Annotated in this window: 17 protein-coding genes; 8 read left to right on the top strand and 9 right to left on the bottom strand. The window is 63.4% G+C overall.

From position 1 onward, the window contains the following. Positions 1-26: 26 nt before the first annotated feature. A complete protein-coding gene (locus tag CLU85_RS08140; RefSeq protein WP_369858309.1) occupies positions 27-1,394 on the bottom strand; it encodes a serine hydrolase domain-containing protein in 1,368 nt (455 codons plus the stop codon). Between the two features lie 215 nt (positions 1,395-1,609). Here CLU85_RS08140 and CLU85_RS08135 point away from each other — a divergent pair, with 215 nt between their 5' ends. The 7 genes from CLU85_RS08135 (at position 1,610) to CLU85_RS08105 (ending at position 10,533) form a co-directional block, all read left to right on the top strand. Continuing rightward, a complete protein-coding gene (locus CLU85_RS08135; protein ID WP_100409820.1) occupies positions 1,610-2,851 on the top strand; it encodes a multidrug effflux MFS transporter in 1,242 nt (413 codons plus the stop codon). Then, positions 2,838-3,839, top strand: a complete 1,002-nt coding sequence (gene miaA / locus CLU85_RS08130; RefSeq protein ID WP_100409819.1) for a tRNA (adenosine(37)-N6)-dimethylallyltransferase MiaA — start codon at positions 2,838-2,840, stop codon at positions 3,837-3,839. The genes CLU85_RS08135 and miaA overlap by 14 nt, the downstream gene beginning before the upstream one ends. Next, complete coding sequence (locus tag CLU85_RS08125; RefSeq protein ID WP_100409818.1) at positions 3,836-4,486, top strand: ABC transporter ATP-binding protein; 651 nt, start codon at positions 3,836-3,838, stop codon at positions 4,484-4,486. Before miaA ends, CLU85_RS08125 begins: the two co-directional genes overlap by 4 nt. Positions 4,487-4,508: 22 nt before the next feature. After that, positions 4,509-7,163, top strand: a complete 2,655-nt coding sequence (locus CLU85_RS08120; RefSeq protein WP_100409817.1) for an FtsX-like permease family protein — start codon at positions 4,509-4,511, stop codon at positions 7,161-7,163. Positions 7,164-7,351: 188 nt separating this feature from the next. Then, positions 7,352-8,245, top strand: coding sequence for a hypothetical protein (locus tag CLU85_RS08115; protein ID WP_100409816.1), 894 nt, complete (start codon positions 7,352-7,354; stop codon positions 8,243-8,245). A gap of 77 nt (positions 8,246-8,322) precedes the next feature. Beyond that, entirely contained in the window at positions 8,323-9,378 is a 1,056-nt protein-coding gene (locus CLU85_RS08110; RefSeq protein ID WP_100412435.1) for a PLP-dependent cysteine synthase family protein, read from the top strand. Between the two features lie 39 nt (positions 9,379-9,417). Next, complete coding sequence (locus CLU85_RS08105) at positions 9,418-10,533, top strand: lipocalin-like domain-containing protein (protein WP_100409815.1); 1,116 nt, start codon at positions 9,418-9,420, stop codon at positions 10,531-10,533. A gap of 53 nt (positions 10,534-10,586) precedes the next feature. On the opposite strand, the gene CLU85_RS08100 is transcribed toward CLU85_RS08105, so the two are convergent. The 5 genes from CLU85_RS08100 to CLU85_RS08080 form a co-directional block, all read right to left on the bottom strand. After that, the gene (locus tag CLU85_RS08100) at positions 10,587-11,591 is read right to left on the bottom strand and encodes a branched-chain amino acid ABC transporter permease (protein WP_100409814.1); all 1,005 of its coding nucleotides are present in this window, start codon (positions 11,589-11,591) and stop codon (positions 10,587-10,589) included. Positions 11,592-11,603: 12 nt separating this feature from the next. Further along, positions 11,604-12,488 carry a branched-chain amino acid ABC transporter permease gene (locus CLU85_RS08095; RefSeq protein WP_100409813.1) on the bottom strand — a complete coding sequence of 295 codons (885 nt, stop codon included), beginning with the start codon at positions 12,486-12,488 and terminating at the stop codon, positions 11,604-11,606. Between the two features lie 101 nt (positions 12,489-12,589). Then, complete coding sequence (locus CLU85_RS08090; RefSeq protein WP_100409812.1) at positions 12,590-13,786, bottom strand: ABC transporter substrate-binding protein; 1,197 nt, start codon at positions 13,784-13,786, stop codon at positions 12,590-12,592. A gap of 61 nt (positions 13,787-13,847) precedes the next feature. Then, the gene (locus tag CLU85_RS08085) at positions 13,848-14,561 is read right to left on the bottom strand and encodes an ABC transporter ATP-binding protein (protein ID WP_100409811.1); all 714 of its coding nucleotides are present in this window, start codon (positions 14,559-14,561) and stop codon (positions 13,848-13,850) included. Further along, entirely contained in the window at positions 14,561-15,331 is a 771-nt protein-coding gene (locus CLU85_RS08080) for an ABC transporter ATP-binding protein (RefSeq protein ID WP_100409810.1), read from the bottom strand. Before CLU85_RS08080 ends, CLU85_RS08085 begins: the two co-directional genes overlap by 1 nt. 406 nt (positions 15,332-15,737) lie before the next feature. On the opposite strand from CLU85_RS08080, the gene CLU85_RS08075 reads away from it, so the two are divergent. After that, on the top strand, positions 15,738-17,561 hold the full coding sequence (locus tag CLU85_RS08075; protein ID WP_100409809.1) for an ABC transporter transmembrane domain-containing protein: 1,824 nt from the start codon (positions 15,738-15,740) through the stop codon (positions 17,559-17,561). 185 nt (positions 17,562-17,746) lie between these two features. On the opposite strand, the gene CLU85_RS08070 is transcribed toward CLU85_RS08075, so the two are convergent. From CLU85_RS08070 to nuoN, 3 genes are all read right to left on the bottom strand, one after another. Further along, positions 17,747-18,232 carry a DUF1178 family protein gene (locus tag CLU85_RS08070; RefSeq protein ID WP_100409808.1) on the bottom strand — a complete coding sequence of 162 codons (486 nt, stop codon included), beginning with the start codon at positions 18,230-18,232 and terminating at the stop codon, positions 17,747-17,749. Between the two features lie 26 nt (positions 18,233-18,258). Next, on the bottom strand, positions 18,259-18,564 hold the full coding sequence (locus tag CLU85_RS08065; RefSeq protein ID WP_100409807.1) for a DUF2818 family protein: 306 nt from the start codon (positions 18,562-18,564) through the stop codon (positions 18,259-18,261). A 62-nt stretch (positions 18,565-18,626) separates the two neighbouring features. Next, positions 18,627-20,120, bottom strand: coding sequence for an NADH-quinone oxidoreductase subunit NuoN (gene nuoN / locus CLU85_RS08060; protein ID WP_100409806.1), 1,494 nt, complete (start codon positions 20,118-20,120; stop codon positions 18,627-18,629). Positions 20,121-20,138: the final 18 nt, after the last annotated feature.

Raw genomic sequence — 20,138 nt, 5'->3', positions numbered from 1 at the left:
AGAAGACCCCTGTATGGGCGTGGGCCTCAACGCCGCACCGCCTGCGCCAGCGCCGCCCAGGCCTTAAGCGTCAGCGGATGGGTAAAGCCCGCGCCCGCTACCGGGTGCGACGACAGCTTGACCACCACCATCTCGGCCGCAGGGTTCACATGGATGAACTGGCCATGGATGCCAGCGGCTTCATAGGCGCCATCGGCGTTGTGCAGCACCCACCACTGGTTGCGGTAGCTGTAGCCGGGCCTGAAGGCCATTCCACCCATCTTGAATTTCTCGCGGTCACCCCCCTTGGCGGTGTCGTCGATCACGGCCTTGTCGAAAATCTTCTGGCCGTTGTAGCTCCCGCCCAGGCGCAGCATCTCACCAAAGCGCGCCAGATCACGCGCAGTGGCATTCAGGCCCGCACCTTGCAGCGGTGTGCCCACGCTGTCCACCATCACGTGCGCGTCTTCCTCGGTGCCCAGCTTTTGCCAGATGTTGTCGCTCATCAGTTCGGCCCAGTGTTTGCCGGTAGCGCGTGAAACGATCCAGCCCAGTACCTCGGAGTGCACGGTGCGGTACACAAACCCCTGGCCGTGCTCGCCTTCTTTCTTGAGCGTCTTCAGGAAGTCTGTCACGTTGGTCGCCCCCTGGTAGCCCGGCGGGCGCGGCAGCAGGCCGCTGGACCAGCTGTAGCCAAAGATCTCCGTGGTGGGGTCGGTGTAGACCTCTCGGAAACGCACTGCGCCGGTCATGTCCATCACATCGCGCACCTTCATGTCGCCCCAGGCCGAATCGGCCAGCTCGGGCACGTATTGGGTGACCAGCGCTTGCGGGTCGATCTTGCCCTCGTGTGCCAGTTGCGCCGCCATGAGCCCCGTGAACGACTTGGTCACCGAAAACAGCAGATGCGGCGTGTGGGGCTTCATCTGGTTGTCGTAGCGCTCGTACACCACGTGGCCTTTGTGCATGACAACAAGGGCATCGGTGTAGGTGCGGGTCAGCCACTGGTCCACCGTGATGGGCTGGCCCTTGTCGTCGTCAAAGGCCACACTGCCCAGTGGCCGGGGATCCGATGGCAAAGCGGACGGCGCGCTGCCGCCGTGGCGAATGTTGCGCGTAGGCTGTAACTCGCGCAGGTGCTGCACGGCCCAGCGCAGTTGCGGGTACTTGTACGAATTGCTCAGATCCACACGCTGCGCGCCCTCGGGCGGAAAGGTGCTCATATAGCCCAGCTTGTCCAGCGCCACGGACTCGGGTGCGGGCAGCGCGGGGGTTTGCGCATGGGCTGCCAGGGCTGTGCCCAGTGCGGCCGCAACCCAGGCCGCGCGCCACGGCACTGCGGCAAAAAGCCCTTTGCGCCTGGTGCGCTCAGGCTGCGCGGACACTGCGGGGCGCGCCATAGGGGCGTTGTTCATCTTGTGCATGGTTTGTCTCCTTGTTATGTGGTGTGGCGCCCGACCGGTTGCCCCTGAAACAGGCGCTCGCCCAGACCACCACAACACAATGTAGCTGCGCCCCTGGGGCTGGCCGTTGTCACCCCCGCGACGCGCCACACACACAAATCCGCACAGGTTCTCACCACCGCGGCCAGCCGCGCCGCCTAAGCCCCTTCTGGTACGCTCAGACAGATATGTCTGCCCCCTCCGCCACCGCAACGTCTGCGGCCGCCCCCGTCTCGATACAACCCGGCCTGGCCATCCTGGTGCTGGCCTTGCTGCTGAGCATTCAGCCCGTCACCACGGACCTGTACCTTCCCGCCCTGCCCGCTCTCACCCGCAGCCTGGGCGCGCCCATGGCGGCGGCGCAGCTCACGCTCAGCGGGCTGCTGCTGGCGTTTGGCTGTTCGCAGATGGTGTGGGGGCCGCTGTCCGACCGTTTTGGCCGCCGCCCCGTCTTGCTGGCAGGCCTTGCCATCTACACCGTGGCCTCGCTGGGCAGTGCCTTTGCGCCCACCATGGGCCTGCTGATCCTGTGGCGCATCGCCCAGGGTGCCGCCATGGGGGCCGTGGTGATGTGCGCAAGGGCCATCGTGCGCGACCTCTATACCCCGCTCGATGGCGCACGCGCCATGTCCAAAGCGCTCACGGGGCTGGGCATCGTGGCCTGCATCTGCGCACCGTTGGGCGGCCTGCTCAGCGAATGGCTGGGCTGGCGTGCGGCGCTGCTGGCGCTCACGGTCTATTCCGTTGTCACGCTGGCGCTGGTGGCCTTGCGTTTGCCCGAGACCCTGGCGCACCGCAACCCGCAGGCCCTGCAGCCCCGCGCGCTGGTGGGCACCTGGCAACAGGTGCTGCGCAGCCCCACCTTCTGGGCGTTTTCGCTGCAGACCACCGCCACTTACGGGGGTCTGTTCACCTTTCTGGCCGCGTCCTCGTTTGTGTACATCGATGTGCTCGGGCTCACCCGCACGGTGTATGGCTGGGTCATGGCATCTGCCTGCGCGGCCTACTTTGCGGGCACCTTTGTGTGCCGCGCCCTGTTGGCCCGCTGCGGGCTGCAGCGCACGGTGGCCATCGCCGGGGCCCTGAGCGTGAGCGGTGGCACCCTGATGGCACTGGTGGCGTGGATGGGCTGGCACCACCCCTGGGCGCTCACGCTGCCGTTTTACCTGTTCATGGTGGCCCACGGCATTCATCAGCCCTGTGGGCAAAGTGGCGCGGTGGGGCCCTTTCCCAAGGCGGCGGGGGTGGCATCCGCACTCAACGGTTTCATGATGATGCTGGCCGCCTTTGCGATTGGGGGCTGGCTGGGCATGCGGCTGGATGGCACGGTCTGGCCACTCGTGAGCGGCATCTGGTTCTGGTCGGTGGTGCTGGCCATCATCTCGTGGACGCTGGTGCAAAAATTTGGAGCGCCCCGTGAGCAAAGCTGACACCCTGCCCACCATCGCCTTGGCAGGCCCCACGGCGACCGGAAAGACCGCCGGTGCACTGGCGCTGGCTGCCGTGCTGGGCAAACAAGGCATGCCGGTCGAGATCATCAGTGTGGACTCGGCCCTGGTGTACCGGGGCATGGACATTGGCACTGCCAAACCTACGGAGGCGGAGCTTGCCGCCGTGCCGCACCACCTGATTGACATTCGAGACCCGCTGCAACCATACAGCGCCGCCGAGTTTGTGCAAGACGCTACGCGGCTCATTGCCGAGATCCGCGCGCGTGGCGCACTGCCCCTGCTGGTGGGCGGCACCATGCTGTACTTCAAGGCACTGTTCGACGGCATCGACGACATGCCCGCCGCCGACCCCGAGGTGCGCGCACGGCTCGAAGCCCAGGCGGCCGAGGAGGGCTGGCCCGCACTGCATGCCGAACTGGCGCGCGTGGACCCAGTGACCGCCGCCCGCCTCGCCCCCGGCGACAGCCAGCGCATCCAGCGCGCGCTGGAGGTGTGGCATGTGTCCGGCCAGCCGCTGTCAAGCTTTCACACTATTAAAAAAGTAGCGGTCAGCGCAAACACCACCGGCGCTAGCGCCCTTTTTTCTTTGGAACCTGGCGACCGAGCCTGGCTACACGAGCGCATCGCACTGCGCTTTGACACCATGCTCGCCGGCGGCTTCATCGACGAAGTGTTGGCCCTGCGCGCGCGCGGCGACCTGCACCCCGACCTGCCTTCGATGCGCTGCGTAGGCTACCGCCAGGCCTGGGAAGAGCTGGACTTCCAGGCCAGCCGCCCGGCGGGCACTCCGTTGAATATGGCCTTCTTGCGCGAGCGCGGCATTGTGGCCACACGACAGCTGGCCAAGCGCCAGATCACCTGGCTGCGCAGCATGCCGCAGCGCCACACCATCGCCTGCGACCAGCCCCACGCCGTGGCCCACCTGGTGCAGGCCGTGCTGCAGCGCCTGGAGCAGCGCGCGCCATGAAGCTGCTGCGCGTGGACGGCCTGGGCAAACACTACGGCAGCACGCCGGTGTTTGCGAATGTGCAGTTCACCGTGGCGCCCGGCGAGTTCGTGGCCATCGTGGGCGATTCGGGCGTGGGCAAGTCCACGCTGCTCAACTGCCTGGCGGGCCTGGATACCTGGGACACCGGGCACATCACCCACGGCACCACCGACCTGGGCCAACTGAACGATACGGCGCGGGCACTGTGGCGACGCGCACAAGTCGGTTTTGTGTTTCAGGCCTTCCATGTGTTGCCGCATCTGGACGTGGCCCAAAACGTGGCCCTGCCGCTGATGCTGCTGGGCCAGAACAACGCGGCCCGCGTGCAGCAGATGCTGGACGCGGTGGGCCTGGCAGACCTGGGCGAGCGGCTGCCGCAACAGCTCAGCGGTGGCCAATTGCAACGCGTGGCCATTGCCCGCGCCCTGGTGCACCGCCCCGCCCTGCTGCTGGCCGATGAGCCCACCGGCAACCTCGACCCCACCACCGCCGCGCGCGTGATGGACCTGCTGCTGGCACAGACCCGCGAGCACGGCGCATCGCTGGTGCTGGTGACGCACTCGGATGCGGCAGCGGCGCGGGCAGACCGCGTGTTGCGGCTGACCGCCGACGGCATCGCCGGGTAAACAGCACACGCTGCGGCGGCCCATGCTCGCACTGCTTCGCACTTTCTCCTGGCAGGACCTGCGCCACCACCCCTGGCGCAGCGCTGCGGCGGTGGCGGCCGTGATGCTGGGCGTGGCGCTGGCGTTTGCGGTGCATGTCATCAACGCCTCCGCGCTGGACGAGTTCTCGCAGGCCGTGCGCTCCGTCAATGGCCAGCCAGACCTGGAGCTGCGGGCCATGCGAGGCACCCTGCCAGAGGCGCTGTACGGGCGCCTGGCCACCGACCCGCAGGTGGCCCGCGCCAGCCCGTGGCTGGAGGTGTCGGCGGTGATGCAGGCCTACAGCGCAGACGCTGTCGGTGCGCAGCCGCCGCCCCCTGCGCAGCGCACCACCATCCGTGTGCTGGGCGCCGATGCTTTGCTGCTGCCCACCATGGCCCCTGCCCTGATGCCGCGCCCCTGGGACACTGCAGACCGCTTCGCCCTCTTCGCTCCGGCCACGGTGTTTCTCAACACGGCGGCGCTGCAGGCACTGGGCCTGTCCACCACTGCACCTTCACCGTTGCCCCGGCTCACGCTGCATACCGGGTTGCAGCAGGCCCTTTCAGTAAAGGTGGCGGGCACCGTGGCGGCTGGCGGCGCACCGCTGGCGGTGATGGACATAGGCGCTGCGCAAGACCTGTTTGGCCGCGCGGGTGAACTCAGCCGCATCGACCTGTTGCTGCAACCCGGCACAAATCGCGGCGCGTGGGAGAGCGCCCTGCGCGCACAGCCAGGCGGGCCTGCCAACCTGGTGCTGGCGCAGCCCGGCGATGCGGCCCAACGCATCAGCAACCTGTCGCGCGCCTACCGGGTCAACCTCACGGTGCTGGCCCTGGTGGCACTGTTCACCGGGGCGTTTTTGGTGTTTTCGGTGCTCGCGCTCAGCGTGGCGCAGCGCGGGCCGCAGTTTGCGCTGCTGGCCGTGCTGGGTGCCACACCCCGCCAGCGCCTGATGCTGGTGCTGGCCGAATCGGCAGCGCTGGGGCTGGTGGGCAGCGCGCTCGGCATTGCCTTGGGGACTGCGCTGGCGGCCACGGCGCTGCAACTGCTGGGCGGCGACCTGGGGGGCGGCTACTTTGCGGGCGTGCGGCCTGCGCTGCAGTGGAGCGCACCCGCCGCGTTGGTCTACGGCGCACTGGGTGTGGCAGCAGCGCTGGTGGGCGGCTGGTGGCCCGCCCACGCCGCGCAGACCTTGCCCCCTGCCCAAACCCTCAAAGGCCTGGGCACCGCCGCCAGCCAGGCGGACCAAGGCACGATTGGTATCGTTTTGATAGCTGCCGGGGCAATATTGACAGGCGCCCCACCCATTTTTGGCATCCCACTGGCCGCGTACGTAGCCATTGCGCTGCTGCTGGTCGGCGGCATCGCCCTGTTGCCTTGGGGCATGGCACGGTGGCTAGCGTGGCTGCAACCCCTGGCCGCCCGGCATGTGCTGCCATTGCTGGCGCTGGAGCGCGCACGGCGCATGCGCGGCAGCGCAGCCATTGCCGTGGGCGGCGTGGTGGCGTCCCTCAGCCTGGCCGTAGCCCTGACGGTGATGGTGTCCAGCTTTCGAGGCTCGGTCACGCAGTGGCTCGACGCCGTGCTGCCGTCGCCGCTGTATGTGCGATCTGCCATTAGCGCGGGCGGCACCGACGCCGCATTGCTGCCCGCTGGCTTTGCCGAAGCCGTCGGCCAGCTGCCGGGCCTGGACCGCGTGCAGGCACTGCGTGCCAGCCCGCTGCAGTTGTCACCCACCCAACCCGCCCTGACGGTGCTGAGCCGCCCGCTGGGTGACGACCCGGCGCAGGGCTTGCCCCTGGTGGGCGAGGCCCTGCCGGTGCCCACAGGCCGCACCGGCGTGTATATCAGCGAGGCGGTGGTGGACCTGTATGGTCTGCACCCTGGCATGGAGTGGCCCGCACTTTCCAAGGCTTTTAGCCCTCAAGTGCAGACTAATAAAGCGCCACCAGCTATCTTTTACATAGCAGGCATCTGGCGGGACTACGCCCGGCAAACCGGCGCCGTGGTGATGGACCGCGCCGTGTGGCTGCGCCTGACCGGCGACGCCCGCACCAGCGACCTGGCACTTTGGCCCAGCGATGGCGCCGACATCGCCGCCCTGCAGGCGTCGATTCGTGCGCTGGCGGCGGTACACGCCAGCCGCCCACCCACGCCTGCAGGATCACGCAGCGGCGATAGCGAGGCCCTGGTGGAGTTCACCTCCTCCAGCGCCATTCGCGAACGCTCGCTGCGCATCTTCGACCGCAGCTTCGCCGTCACCTACTGGCTACAGGCCGTGGCCATCGGCATCGGCCTGTTTGGCGTAGCCGCCAGCTTCAGCGCCCAGGTGCTGGCCCGACGCAAAGAGTTTGGCCTGCTGGCCCACCTGGGCCTCACGCGGCGGCAGATCCTGGCCGTGGTGGCTGGCGAAGGCGCGGCGTGGACGGCGGTGGGTGCGGCTGCGGGCGTACTGCTGGGGCTGGCCGTGTCGGTCGTGCTGGTGCACGTGGTCAACCCGCAGAGTTTTCATTGGACGATGGATTTGGCGGTGCCTGGGGGGAGATTGCTCGCACTGTGCGCTGCCGTTGTTGTGTCGGGCACGACCACCGCGTGGCTGGCGGGGCGGGCGGCGGCGGGGCAAGATGCGGTGATGGCGGTGAAGGAGGATTGGTAGAAGCGTCGCACACGCTTTGGCTACGACTCATCAACGCACATATTCTGGCCACGCGGGTTCTCCCAAGTTAGCTCGGCTCCTCCTAAAAGTCACTACCGCCCAGATGAGAGACCGACTGCGCAGGCCGCTACAAAAGCGCAGTAAAAAATACATCACCCGCTGGTCGAACCAGCATTTGGGAGTAACTCATGCAATCTCTGAAGTCCATACAAGACCTCTTTCAAACGGAACTGATGAACCGCGTTACCCGAGTCATCGTAGTTCGGTGTAAGCGTGAGTACGAGGAGGTCTACGAACGCAACGTGGCTTGGTTGCCAAACGGACAGACTGGGTGGTGGCCAATCAGCGAAGAACGGGAGTTTGGTGGCGTCGTTGTGTTGCTTGACTCTGCCGAGGGGAATCGTGTTGAAGTCTGGGCTGGACGCGCCCTGGGCACAAGTTCTGGGAAGATAAACCGCCGAGACATCGACGGCCGATGGACTCTTCAAGTCAAGGGTCCATTCCAGTTCATTGGGTTCATGCAGGCCCCTGGGGTTACCAGCTTCCTGGGTACAACGCCTGGCAATCTGGCAACCTACATTGATCGAGATCACGCCCTTGATCCGCAGGTTCCTCAGTGGCTCCTGCCAGCCGACAAGCGCCCAAGGCGCGGATTTGACCCAGAGCACTGCGGAGATCGCGCATTAGTTCAGCCAGGCGCCTACTCCGCCCAGCGCACTCACGGAGCAATAGTGAACAGCCTCGCTGCCTGGCTGAGTTCCACCCAGGGCTACAGCAACCTAGACAACATCCTTGGCTGGCACGACTTACACGCATACAACTCAGAGTTGAATCCCGAACTTTTCGAAGTGAAGACGGACTCTGGCAATGCCGATGTGTACTGTGCACTGGGGCAACTCCATCTGTATGAGCTGGAGACAGGGCCGAGCCACAAAACCATCGTGCTCCCGAAAGCGGGAAACACAGAAGCGGCCTGGCACGAAAAGCTTTTCATGCTGAACATAGGGCTCATCACCTACGAAACCTGCAATGAGGGCTATCTATTCAAACGGGAAGTCCCCTCAGAGCGCTGGCATCGGTAAGCTCAGGTTCAACTTGCCCCAAGCAAGACATGTCTGAAAAGCCCAACTACCAGTCCCATCAGCACCCACATACCTCCATGCCCCTCCCCTCCCCCTGGCTCCACGAAGCCATCGCCCGCATCGAAGCCGACTACCAGCGCAGTGCCGACACGCACCTGATCCCGCTGCGGCTGCCCACGTTTGCAGCGCATGGCATTGACTTGTACCTCAAGGACGAATCCACCCACCCCACGGGCAGCCTGAAGCACCGGCTGGCGCGGTCGCTGTTTTTGTACGCGCTGTGCAATGGCTGGGTGCATGAGGGCTCGACCATCGTCGAATCCTCCAGCGGCTCTACGGCAGTGAGCGAGGCCTACTTTGCGCGGCTGCTGGGGCTGCCGTTTGTGGCGGTGATGCCGCGCAGCACGTCGCCAGAAAAGATCGCGCAGATCGAGTTTCACGGCGGGCGTTGCCATTTTGTCGACAGCGCGGGCGCGGTGTATGACGCAGCCCGTGCGATTGCAGAGGAGACGGGCGGCCACTACATGGACCAGTTCACGTATGCCGAGCGCGCCACCGATTGGCGCGGCAACAACAACATTGCCGAGAGCATGTTCACGCAGATGGCGCGCGAGCCGCACCCTGTGCCACGCTGGATCGTGGTGGGTGCAGGCACGGGCGGCACCAGCGCCACCATTGGCCGCTATGTGCGCTACCAGCGGCATGCCACGCAGGTGTGCGTGGCCGACCCGGCAGGCTCGGTGTTCAGCGCCTACCACCGAACGGGCGATGCTCAGCTCACTGCACAGGGCTCGCGCATCGAAGGCATTGGGCGCCCGCGTGTGGAGCCGAGCTTTATCCGCACCCTGGTGGACCGCATGATGGATGTAGCGGACTGCGAATCGGTCGCCGCCATGCGGGCGCTGTCACAGTTGCTGGGGCGGCGCGTGGGGCCCTCCACCGGCACCAACTTTGTAGCCATGCTGGCGCTGGCCAGCGAAATGCGCGAACGGGGCGAACGCGGCTCCATCCTGTCGTTGCTGTGTGATGCGGGCGAGCGTTATCTGCCCACGTACTTCAACACCGAGTGGGTGGACCGCACGTTTGGCGATTGCTCGGCGGCGCAGCAGAAAGTGGATGCGTTGATCGGCTGAGCGCCCTGCTCCGTCATCGCTCCATCCCGTACGGTCACCATGCACAGCCCCCTACGCCGCCAGTGGCTGATGTGGTCCAGCCTGCACGCAGCCGGGCTGGGTGCGCTGTGGCCGGGCGTGGCACCAGCGCTGCCCGCACGCACCTTGACCTTTCCACGCGACCACGGCAGCCACCCGGAGCTGCGCACCGAGTGGTGGTACATCACCGGCCATGTACAGGCACAGGGCCAGCCCTGGGGGTTTCAGCTCACGTTCTTTCGCTCGCGCGTGGATGCTGCGCAGGGCCTGCAGTCGGCGTTTGCCGCCAAGCAACTGCTGTTTGCACATGCCGCCGTTTCCGACGTGCAAGGCCAGCGCCTGCTGCACGACCAGCGCATTGCACGTGCGGGGTTTGGCGTCGCACAGGCCAGCGAGGCCGATACCCGCATCCGGTTGCAGGACTGGACACTGGAACGCAGCGACACACCACGCGGAGCACTGGATTTTGTGGCCAGCCAATACACCACGCAGATTACCGGCACCGAGTTCGGTCTGGACCTACAGTTCAACAGCACGCAACCAGTGTTGCTGCAGGGCCAGCAAGGGCTGTCGCGCAAGGGACCAGATGCCGAGCAGGCCAGCTATTACTACAGCCAACCCCAACTCACCGTGAGCGGCACCCTGGTGGTGCGAGGCAAACGCATGGCCATCACCCCAGGCACCGGCCGTGCCTGGATGGACCACGAATGGAGCGACGCCCTGCTGCACCCCGAAGCCCTGGGCTGGGACTGGATCGGCATCAATCTGCACGATGGCAGCGCGCTCACGGCGTTTCGCTTGCGGCGTGCGGATGGCTCTGCGCTGTGGGCAGGGGGCTCGTGGCGTGCACCCGGGCAGCCCGTGCAGGTGTTTGACGCGCGGTCCGTGGAGTTCACGCCCCAGCGCTGGTGGACCAGCCCACGCAGTGGCGCGCGCTACCCGGTGCAGTGGCGGGTGCAAACGCCCGCAGGCGTCTTTGAAGTTCGCACCTTGCTGGACAACCAGGAGCTGGACAGCAGCGGATCAACGGGCGCAATCTACTGGGAAGGCCTTTCCGATCTGACAGACCACACAGGCCAGCCTGTGGGGCGGGGCTATCTGGAGATGACCGGATATGCAAAACCGCTGCGCCTGTAAAGGCTGCAGCGGTTCTTGAATTGCAGACATCTGCCGCTATGGGCGGCATCACGTCAGTGTTTGGCGGAGGAGCCACCTGCACGGCGCTGTGCCAGCCAGGCAATGATTTCGCCCATGATGCCCCGGCGGAAGGCCAGCACACAGATCACGAAAATCAGGCCCGTGACCATGGTGACCGATTCGCCCAGGGTCTTGAACCACTCCACACTGGTCAAGGCGGCCAGCAGGTTGCCGAATTCGCCGATCTTGTTTTCAAGCAGCACCACCACGGCCGAGCCGATGAGCGGGCCAGACAGCGTACCGAGGCCGCCCACCAGCGTCATCAGGATGACCTGGCCCGAGGCCGTCCAGTGGACATCCGACAGCGTGGCAAAGCCCAGCACCAGGGTCTTGAGAGAACCAGCCAGGCCCGCCAGAGCAGCCGACAACACAAAGGCGAGCAGCTTGAAGCGGTGCGTGTCATACCCTAGCGAGATGGCGCGGGGTTCGTTCTCCTTGATGCCCTTGAGCACCTGGCCGAAGGGTGAGTGGATAGTGCGCACAATGACCAAAAAGGCCAGCACCACGACCACCAGCGCCACGTAGTACATGACCAGATCGCTTTGGAGGTCGATCACACCAAACAGCTTGCCGCGCGGAACGCCTTGCAGCCCGTCTTCACCCCCGGTGAATTTGGCTTGCAGGCACGCGAAAAACAGCATCTGCGCCAGGGCCAGCGTGATCATGGAGAAATAGATGCCCTGGCGGCGGATGGCCAGCCAGCCAAACAACAGGCCCAGCAAAGCGCCCCCGGCCGTACCCAGCAACAAGCCCACTTCCGGCGTGAGGCCCCAGACCTTGATGGCATGTCCGGCCACGTAGGCGGCGCCACCCAGGAAAGCGGCATGGCCGAAAGACAGCAGACCGGTGTAACCGAGCAACAGATTGAATGCGGAAGCAAACAGTGCAAAACACATGAGCTTCATCACGAAGACGGGATAGGCACCGAGGAACGGCGCGGCAATCAAGGCCAGCAGCAGCAGGCCATAACCAATGGTGGCGGTGTTCTTGGAATTCATGCTGGCGGCCCCTTATTTTTCTTTGCCGAACAGGCCGGCGGGGCGAATGAGAAGAACGATGACCATGATGACAAACACCACGGTGGACGATGCTTCGGGGTAGAACACTTTGGTGAAACCTTCGATGACCCCCAGGCCCAACCCGGTGAGGATGGAGCCCATGATGGAGCCCATGCCTCCGATCACCACCACGGCAAACACCACGATGATGAGGTTCTGGCCCATGAGCGGCGTGACCTGGTAGACCGGTGCTGCGAGCACACCCGCAAAGGCGGCCAGCGCTGCGCCGAAAGCATAGGTCAGCGTCACCATCACAGGCACGTTGATACCGAAGGCTTCTACCAGGCGCGGGTTTTCGGTGCCAGCACGCAGGTAGGCACCGAGCTTGGTTTTTTCGATCACATACCAGGTGCCCAGGCACACCACGATCGAGGCCACCACCACCCATGCACGGTAGTTGGGCATGATCATGAAGCCAAGGTTGGTCGCACCTTCGAGCAGTTCGGGCGTGTCGTAGCCCAGGCCCGACACACCATAGACGGAGCGAAACACGCCCTCGATCAGCAGCGTAAGACCCAGCGTGAGCAACAGGCCGTACAGGTGATCGAGCTTGTAAATCCAGCGCAGCAGCAGGCGCTCGATCAGGACGCCGAACAACCCCACCACCAGCGGCGCCAGCACCAGCATCAACCAGTAGTTGATGCCGAAGTAGTTCATGGCCATCCAGGTGATCAGGGCGCCGGTCATGAACAGCGCACCGTGCGCAAAGTTGATGACGTTGAGCAGACCGAAGATCACGGCCAGCCCGAGGCTGAGAATTGCATAAAACGAACCGTTGACCAGCCCCAGAAGGAGCTGGCTCAACAGGCCGGGCAATGAGACACCAAAGATTTCCATGGGAAGCAGCAGCAGGTGGAGAGGGTTCAGATCAGACGGATGCCACGCGACTGGACCACCCACAGGGGTGAAGCCAGACCCGTAGACACCGTCTCAGGGGTTTACTTCCAGAGCGCGCACTTGCTCTCGGCCTTGGTGGTGAATACGGAGTCACCAGGCAGCTTCTTGATGAGCTTGTAGTAGTCCCAAGGCTTGGTGGACTCGGCTGGCTTCTTCACTTCCATGAGGTACATGTCGTGCACGTAGCGGCCGTCGGCGCGCAGCTGGCCCGAACCGAAGAAGTCGTTCATCTTCATGCCACGCCAGGTAGTCATGACTTTGTCCGCATCCACTGTCTTTGCCGCTTCCACGGCCTTGAGGTAATTCATGGTGGCCGAGTAGTCAGCTGCCTGGATTTCGGTAGGCATGCGCTTGGTCTTCTCGAAGAAACGGGCCGAGAACTTGCGTGTCTCGTCGTTCAGGTCCCAATACCAGCTGGTGGTGAACTGCAGGCCTTCGGTGTTGCGCAAGCCCAGGCTGTGCACGTCACTGATGAAGATCAGCAGACCAGCGAGCTTCATGGTCTTGCCGATGCCGAACTCCTTGGCCGCCTTGATGGCGTTGATGGTGTCACCACCGGCATTGGCCAGGCCCAGGATCTGGGCCTTGGAGTTTTGCGCCTGCAGCAGGAAGGACGAGAAGTCCGACGCGTTGAGCGGATGGCGCACGGCACCCACCACGTTGCCGCCCTTGGCCTTGACCACGGAGGTGGTATCGGCCTCCAGAGCGTGACCAAAGGCGTAATCCGCCGTCAGGAAGTACCAGCTCTTGCCGCCGGTATCGACGATGGCTGAGCCCGTGCCCTTGGCCAGGGCGACGGTGTCGTAGGCATAGTGCACGGTGTAGGGCGAGCACTGATCGTTGGTCAGGGCAGAGCTGGCAGCGCCGTTGTTGATGTAGACACGTTTCTTCTCAGACGCCACCTTGGCCGTTGCCAGCGCCGTGCCCGAGTTGGTGCCACCGAAGATCATGGTCAGGCCTTGGGTATCAATCCACTCGCGCGCCTTAGACGCGGCAATGTCAGCCTTGTTCTGGTGATCCGCACTCATCAGCTCGATGGGCATGCCCAGCACCTTGCCGCCAAAGTCATCGATGGCCATCTGGATGGCGAGAGCGCCGTTTTTGCCTTCCACATCGGCATACAGGCTGGACATGTCGGTGATAAACCCGATTTTGACCTTGTCCTGTGCGTGCGCGGCCGAAGTAGCCAGGCCTGCAACGCCCAGCATCAGTGCCAGCACTTTGAGTTGTTTCTTCATGGATTTGTCTCCTGTAGGTGTGGTGGAAGAAAACAGTGGGGAAACGGTGGGTAGACTTTTCTCAAACGCCCAGCAATTCATTGAGCACCGGCATCTTGGCTTCCAGCTCTGAGGCTCCGAACTTTTCGACGATGCGGCCGTGCTCCATCACGTAGAAGCGGTCAGCCAGCGGCGCTGCAAACCGAAAGTTCTGCTCGACCATGACCACGGTGTAGCCCTTTTCGCGCAGCATCTTGATCATTCGGGCCAGTGCCTGAACGATGACGGGCGCCAGGCCTTCGGAAATTTCATCAAGCAGCAGCAGGTTGGCACCAGTGCGCAGGATGCGGGCCACGGCCAGCATCTGCTGCTCACCGCCCGACAGGCGCGTGCCCTGGCTGTTCTTGCGCTCGGCCAGGTTGGGGAACATGGCGTAGATCTCTTGCACAGACATACCGGGGGTGCCGGTTTTTAATGCCGGGGGCAGGAGCAGGTTTTCCTCGCAAGACAAACTGGAGAAGATGCCGCGCTCTTCGGGGCAGTAGCCCACGCCCAGGTGGGCAATGCGGTGCGTGGGCATGTTCACCGTCTCCACACCATTGATCTTGACCGAGCCCTTGCGGGCGCCGGTCAGACCCATGATGGCGCGCATGGTGGTGGTACGACCTGCGCCATTTCGGCCCAGCAGCGTGACCACTTCGCCGGGTTGCACGACGATATCCACACCATGCAGCACGTGCGATTCGCCGTACCAGGCTTCGAGGTTCTTGATTTCGAGTGCAGGAACGCCAGCCATCAGTGCGCTCCCTGCAGTTGGCCGTCGGTCGTGCCCATGTAGGCTTCCATGACTTGCGGGTTGTTGGACACTTCAGCGTACGGCCCTTCGGCCAGCACGGCACCGCGCTGCAGCACCGTGATGCGGTCGGCGATGGTGGAGACGACTTTCATGTTGTGCTCCACCATCAAAATGGTGCGACCCACCGAGACCTTCTTGATGAGCTGCGTGACACGGTCTACGTCTTCATGGCCCATGCCCTGGGTGGGCTCGTCGAGCAGCATGAGTTCGGGTTCCATGGACAGCGTGGTGGCGATCTCCAGCGCACGCTTGCGGCCATAGGGCAGGTTCACGGTCACCTCGTCGGCCAGGTCTTCCAGGCCCACTTCGGTCAGCAATTGCATGGCGCGGTCGTCCAGCTGGCGCAGTGTGCGTTCGCTGCGCCAGAAGTGAAACGAGGTACCGAGCTTGCGCTGCAGGCCCAGGCGCACGTTCTCGATGAGTGTGAGGTGCGGAAACACGGCCGAGATCTGGAACGAGCGGATCACTCCACGGCGAGCAATCTGTGCGGGCTGCTCTCGCGTGATGTCGTGCCCGTTGAAGCGGATGACACCCGAGGTCGGCTCCAGGAACTTCGTGAGCAGGTTGAAGCAAGTGGTCTTGCCCGCGCCATTGGGACCGATGAGCGCATGGATGGAGCCCCGACGGACAGCCAGATTCACATCGCTCACTGCGGTGAAGCCCTTGAACTCTTTGGTCAGGCTTTTGGTTTCAAGAATGACGTCGCTCATTGCGCCTTGGCCGCTCCGTAGGGTGCTGAAAAATGGAGCCTTGCAGCAAGGACTCCGTGTGTATTGGATTGCAACGCATCGTATGCCCCCCTACCCTGCAGTCGATACTGGGACTAATGCCTATGTATAAATGCCTACGCACAGTGAAGGCGTGCGGCAGTCGGCGCCCCCAACGGGTTCATACGCTGGGCCAGCGCCCAATCCGACCAAGGCGCACACCGGTTTGTGCACCCCCAGGCGCTCGTCGCAGCCCGGGGAAGTCACTGACTATTTACTGACATCTGCCAAACACCCACGAACGTCGTGCACCGCGCGCATCACCCCGACCAGCGCAAAGTCCGAGCAGCCCCAAGGGACCACGAGAACAGCGCCGCCCATATCTGGCTGCGGGCCCTAAACTGCCGCCATGGCATCCACCCCATCCTCCACCCCTGCTCGCGGCGCCCCCCGTTCACTGACCGGTCTGCTCCCCTTTTTGCGCCCTTACGGGGGACGCATCGCGCTCTCAGGAGTTTTCCTGGTACTGGCTGCACTGGCCACGCTGGCGTTTCCGATGGCATTGCGCACGCTCATCGATGGTGGCCTGGTGAGCGCATCCAGCGACAAAGGCGAACAGGCCATGGCACTTCGGGGGCACTTCGAGGCCTTATTTGCCGTTGCGATTGCCCTGGGGGTGTTCTCTGCGGCACGCTTTTACATGGTGAGCTGGCTGGGCGAGCGTGTCACCGCCGACCTGCGCGATGCCGTCTATAGCCACGTCCTGCGACAAAGCCCGCAGTTCTTTGAAACCACACAGACCGGTGAGGTGTTGTCCCGCCTGACCGCTGACACCACGCTGGTGCAAACAGTCGTGGGCTCTTCACTGTCGATGGGGCTGCGCAATGCGGTCATGGGGATTGGCGCGCTGGCCATGCTGGTGTGGACCAATCCGTATGTCATGTCGGTGGTGCTGCTTGCCGTGGTGTTGGTGGTTTTGCCCACCATGTGGATCGGCCGGCGTGTGCGGCGGTTGTCGAGAGACAGCCAGGACCGTGTGGCCGACTCCAGCGCGATTGCTGCAGAGGTGCTGAATGCAGTCCCCGTGGTGCAGAGCTACACGGCAGAGCCACGCGAGGCAGCACGATTCGCGCGGGCCACAGAGAACGCCTTTCAGGTCGCCATCAAACGCACCCGTGCGCGCGCGGTGCTGGTCGCCTTCATCATCATCGCCAACGCCGCACTGCTGCTGTGGGGCTTGTACCGTGGGACCGAAGCCGTGCTGGCTGGCCAGATGAGTGCAGGCCACCTGGGGCAGACGGTGGTCTATGTGATCTTGCTGGCAGGCGCTGTCGCGGTACTCGGTGAGGTATACGGCGACTTGCTGCGCGCTGCAGGCGCCACAGAGCGGCTGATGGAGTTGTTGTCCAGCCGCTCACCGGTCGCGGACCCCACCACGCCACTGGCGCTACCGGTATCAGACAAGGGCCTGGAAGTGCAGTTTGACAATGTCCAATTTCACTATCCTTCGCGCCCGGACCAGCCCGCATTGCATGGCTTTTCACTGCACCTTTCCCCCGGAGAAACGGTGGCGTTGGTGGGCGCAAGCGGCGCCGGCAAGACGACCGTGTTTCAGCTATTGCAACGGTTCTATGACGTGGACACGGATGCCCCAGAGGCACCGCAAGGCCGCATTCTTCTCAACGGCGTCGATATTCGTGCCATCACGCTGGACACGCTGCGATCCCACACCGGGACAGTGCCCCAGGACGCTGTGATTTTCTCAGCTTCTGCCATGGACAACATCCGCTACGGACGCCCAGGGGCCACGGATGATGAGGTGATGGCCGCTACCCAAGCTGCCTTTGCACACGACTTCATCATGGCCCTCCCAGAAGGGTATGGCACCTTTCTTGGCGAGCGCGGCGTGCGCCTTTCGGGCGGCCAACGCCAGCGCATCGCGATTGCCCGCGCAATGCTGAAGAACCCGCCGCTGCTCTTGCTGGACGAGGCCACCAGCGCCCTGGATGCCGAAAGCGAGCGCATGGTGCAGGCCGCGCTCGATACCGCCATGCAGCGCCACACAGGAAAACGAACCACCCTGGTCATCGCACATCGACTGGCCACCGTGCAGAACGCGGACCGCATCGTGGTGCTGGACCACGGGCACATCGTGGAGCAGGGCACGCACAGCGCCTTGTTGGCCCAGGGCGGGGTTTACGCACGCCTTGCTGCGCTGCAATTCACGGCCTGAGCGTCACGGCGAGGGACTTGCGAAAAGACCCAGATGCATCACGGACACTCTTCGCCATGGAAAGTATGCAGGATTCAAAAACCCAAATGCTACATATGCAATAGCAAACAAAGCATACAGGCATTGCGCTTGGAGGCAAAAACAACCTAATCCTGGCTATAAGCCAGCGCCAGAGCCAATCCAAGCTACTGAAGGGTTTCCTTGGCAGCGACCGGCAAAGGCAAGGGCATGACAGCAATACCCTCTTCCAGCAACTGCACGGCCTCGTCAGGCGTGGCCTGCCCCCGAATGGCGCGTTCCTCGACCTCGCCGTGGTGCATCAGTCGGGCTTCCTGTGCAAAGCGCGCACCGACATCCTCGGTATTGGCAACCACCTTGCGGGCAAGCGCCAGCCAAGCAGCCTGCAAGACGGGAGGGAGAACACCAGCACCATCGATGGCACCACGGCTGATGGCAGGGGTGTGGGTAGTGGTGGGCGACGCCGATGCAGCCATAGGCTCACGGGCACCGAGGTTCAGGCGCGGTGCGCTCAACCGCTTTTCTATGTGCTCGTCTGCACAAAGAGGGCACTGGACAAGCCCACGCTGCCTCTGACTCTGAAAATCGTCTTCGGACCCGAACCAGCCCTCAAAGACATGGCCTTGCCGACACTGGAGGTCCAGAACCTTCATGACAACAACATCGTAGGCTTGCGAAATCAGCCGTGGCGACGCAGCAGATAACGGTAGACAAAACCGGGGAAGGCGAAGGTGAGAAACATCGTCCCCGTGATGGCGTAAAACTCCCAGCCCTGCGGCGCAATCTGACCGGCACGGCGCTCCAGCAAAAGAGCCAGACCACCAACAACCAAATACAGAAAAATCAGTTCACCGAGTCGCCCTATCAGGGGCTTGCCGGCAAGCGCTACAGGCCCCGCTATGAGCCAGCGTTGGCTCACAAAGGGCAGGTTGGCGGCGATGAAGGCCGCCACGATGATGAGCCAGACCGACCCTGTGAGAGACACTTGAAAATGAACCCGTGAGGTCGTCGTCGGTAGGGACGTGTGTTCGTTCGCGTTGCAGCAGCTCAGGTCGCCAGCGCACGCACCACGGCGTCCGCGCACAAAGCCATCAAGCCACCGGGCAGCAGACCCAACACAAGAACCAGAGCACCATTGATGGTCAGAACCACGCGCACATCCACGGGTGCAGACACCGTCGAGGCGGTCAATGGAGCGTCGAAATACATGACCTTGACCACACGCAGGTAGTAGAAAGCGCCAATCAGCGACATGATTACCGCAAACACGGCCATGGCAATGTAGAAGCTTTGACCCGATGCCACCAATGCCTGAAGCACCGACAATTTGGCGTAGAAGCCGACCATCGGAGGAATACCAGCCATGGAGAAGAGGCACACGGCCATCACGCCCGCGTACAGCGGACTGCGCTGGTTCAGGCCTGCGAAGTCAGAAATCTCTTCGCTCTCGAATCCTTCACGCGCGAGCAAAAGAATCACCCCAAACGCCGCCAAGGTGGTCAGCACATAGGTGATGACGTAAAACATGGACGCGCTGTACGCGTTTTCGACCGCCGTGGCATCCACATTGCCATTGATAACCCCCGACATCAGGCCCAGCAGCACGAAACCCATTTGCGAGATGGTCGAGTAGGCCAGCATGCGCTTGAGGTTGGTCTGCGCAATGGCGGCAAGGTTGCCCACCAGCAACGAGCCAATCGCGAGTACCGCGAGCATCTGCTGCCAGTCGATGGCCAGCGGCAAAAGCCCATCCACCAGCAGGCGGATCGTGATAGCAAATGCAGCCAGCTTGGGAGCGCCACCGATCATGAGCGTGACCGCCGTGGGAGCACCCTGGTACACATCAGGGATCCACATATGGAAAGGCACCACACCCAACTTGAAGGCGAGGCCAGCCACCACAAACACCAGACCAAAAACGAGCACCTGGTGCTTGATCTGGCCGGAGTTGACGGCCTTGAACACTTGGCCGATGTCCAGAGAGCCCGTGGCACCATAAATCATGGACAGGCCATACAACAGAAAACCACTGGCCATAGCGCCAAGAACAAAATACTTCATGGCGGCTTCCGTCGCCGTGGCGTTGTCGCGGCGCAGAGCCACCAGGGCGTAGCTCGACAGCGTCAGCAGCTCCAGGCCCAGGTAGATGACCAGGAAGTTGTTGCCGGAGATCATGATGAACATGCCCAGCAAGGCAAACATCGACAGCGTGAACAACTCACCGCCCCGCATCATGTCGCGGTCGGCGGCATACGGGCGTCCGTACACCAGCGTGACCATCATGGCCACGGTGGCAAAACACTTGAGCCAGTTGCCCATGGCATCGCTGACCACCATGTTGCCAAAACCGTAGAACGTGTTACCACTGCTGGCGTACATGGCCTGCAAGGCCGCCACAACGGCCAGCGTGAGCATGGTCAGCACATAGGTGCCCGTGCGGCGAGCACTGTGGACACCCAGATCGACCAGCGCAATCACGCAGGCCATGGTCAACAGCACAATTTCGGGGTAAATCGCTAGCCAGCTGATGTTGTCAATCATCTCGAATCTCTCAGTTCA

This window comes from Acidovorax sp. 69, assembly GCF_002797445.1.
Classification (GTDB): domain Bacteria; phylum Pseudomonadota; class Gammaproteobacteria; order Burkholderiales; family Burkholderiaceae_C; genus Acidovorax.
This window is presented reverse-complemented; position numbering and strand designations above follow the sequence as displayed.